The sequence below is a fragment of the Mesorhizobium sp. M7A.F.Ca.MR.362.00.0.0 genome (genome assembly GCF_004023175.1).
Classification (GTDB): domain Bacteria; phylum Pseudomonadota; class Alphaproteobacteria; order Rhizobiales; family Rhizobiaceae; genus Mesorhizobium.
Window position 1 is genome coordinate 1 of record NZ_RZTF01000636.1, and the last position, 2,247, is coordinate 2,247.

Sequence of the window (2,247 nt, forward strand, 5' to 3'; positions counted from 1 at the left end):
CAATATCGGCAACGGACCGAAATCCTGGCCGGCAAAAACGCCGGTGCGTCCGAAGGAACGGCCGATCCGGATCATGCGGCGGCACCGCTCCCAGGCGATGGGATAATCGACCAGCGCGGCACAGGCCTCGGAAAGCACAACCACCGGCTCACCTTCGAAATAGCGGCCAAGCCCGGCCGCAATCTTGTGCGGCAATTTCGCGAAGCGCGCGCCATCCTGCCCGGTATCGGCCGGGACAAGACAGACAAGCCCATCCTCCACCGCGATTGCCGTGCCGGCAATGCCGGCCTGCTGCAGCAGACGCATGACCTCATGATGCGGATCGGCAAGGCCGATGGCACCGTCCTGTTCGGCGAGGTCGACGACGATCATCTTCTGTGCAACGGTCAAGTCGAGCCCCAGCCGGCGGGCGCGATTGACGATATCGGCCTCGTCGCGCCAGCGGCGCTCCGCCACCTCCAGGAAAAGCTCGGTCAGCGAGCGCGTCTCGAAACGGAAGCGCACGAAGCTGCGCATCATCTGCACACTGAGGGCGAATTTGGTGCTGTCGAGCAGCATCTGATCGAGTTGACCAGACTCGTGAGGCGTCGGGAAAATCATCAGTGCGCCAACCACTTCGGCGTCGATGCTAAGCGGCTCGATGCGCACCGAAAGCTTGAGCTGTCGCTTGCCGTCATCGACGAACAGCGTCTCGGTGTGACGCCCGTCGGACGCGCCGCGAGCTATCTTGAAGATTTGCCGGCTGAGCGTTCCGCTCACCGCCTGCTGCCAGGAGGCGGTGTCGAAATGCGCCTCGCTCGGGGAACGGCCGGCGACAACCAGATTGGCATGGAAATCGATCACCACCACAGGATTGGGTAGCAGCTCGCTGACTTTTTCGGCGAGCGAGGCCACCGATCCGTCCGACAAGGCTTGCTGCAGAAGCGAGGTGTGCGCCGAGAGGGCGCGCTGCAGACGCTCGCCGGCCTGCTTCTCCTGGCGCAGCCGATGCTGCTTCTCGACCGCGATCTCACCCAGATGCACGATCATGCCGATGAAGGCGATATCCTGCGCCGTCACTTCGGTGATCTCGCGCGAAACGACGGTCAGCACCATCGGCCGGCCGTCTTCGTCGACGCAGTTCATCGGCATGACCAGAACACTGCGGTAGTCGCGCTCGAAGGCTTCTCGGCGGTAGCCCGGGAACTCCTCCGATACGCGCGCGTCCCTGATGTAGACCGGCTCGTTGCGGTTGAGCGCGACGATCGAGGGACTGGTGGCCAGCTCCCAACGGTCCGGCAACGTGCGGTGAATGAGCGTCGGGTCGTGGCGCACGATGACATAGGCGTGGCCGTGGGGGGCGTCGATGCCCATGATCGAGCCTAGAGTCCATTGGGCATGACGACAGGCCGCCAGCACGAGATGGCGCAGCACGGACTGGAGATCGCCGCCCGAATTGATGAGGCTGGCGGCATCCCGCAAGGAGAGAATTTGCGACTCGTGGTCCACGCCTGATCTTCCGCCGCTCGCGAAGGGCGAATTTAAGCCGTCGCGGATATACGAACGCTACACCGCTTCCAAGCGGGACGCACGCCGTTTCTTCCTACGAACCGGAGGAATACCCGACGGTTGGCGTGCATTAGCTTGAGCTTCCACCTGGAGAGGCCAAATCATGGAATTGCGAAAAGTCAGCACCTTCATCGAGGAAGTGCACATCGAAGGCGGCAAAGCGGGTGCAAGGCCGGTAACGTCGATCGTGGTGGCAGCCGTCCTGCGCAACCCATGGGCCGGGCGCGGCTTCGTCGAGGATTTGCAGCCGGAGATTGTCGCCATAGCGCCCCGGCTGGGGCAGGAACTCACGAGCCGCCTGATTGGATTGATGCAGGCGGAACGCATCGAAAGCTACGGCAAGGCGGCCGCCGTCGGAACCGCCGGCGAGATCGAGCATGCCTCCGCCATGATCCATACGCTGCGCTTCGGCAATGTCTTCCGCGACGCCGTCGGCGGCACGACCTATCTCGAATTCTGTAACACCCGCAACGCGCCGGGCGCGCTGCTATCGCTGCCGATGATGCACAAGAGCGAGAACGGTCGCCGCTCGCATTTCATCACCGCCAACTTCCAGATCGCCGACGGCCCGGCTGCCGACGAGATTGTCGTTGCCATCGGTGCTGCGGACGGCGGCCGGGTTCACCCACGGATTGCGGACCGCTTTCAGGACATGAAAGAGATGGAGCAGGAAGCAGCGATGTGAGGCTTGCGCTGGGT

General features: G+C 63.4%; 2 protein-coding genes. One reads left to right on the plus strand and one right to left on the minus strand.

The window, feature by feature from the left end:
• Positions 1-1,488, minus strand: a 1,488-nt coding sequence (locus EOC06_RS36255) for a PucR family transcriptional regulator (protein WP_128310047.1), incomplete at its 3' end; no start/stop codon positions are given.
• Between the two features lie 163 nt (positions 1,489-1,651).
• On the opposite strand from EOC06_RS36255, the gene EOC06_RS36260 reads away from it, so the two are divergent.
• Positions 1,652-2,233 (plus strand): amino acid synthesis family protein, encoded by a 582-nt coding sequence (locus tag EOC06_RS36260; RefSeq protein WP_127332298.1) that lies wholly within the window; start codon positions 1,652-1,654, stop codon positions 2,231-2,233.
• The last annotated feature ends 14 nt before the right edge of the window (positions 2,234-2,247 follow it).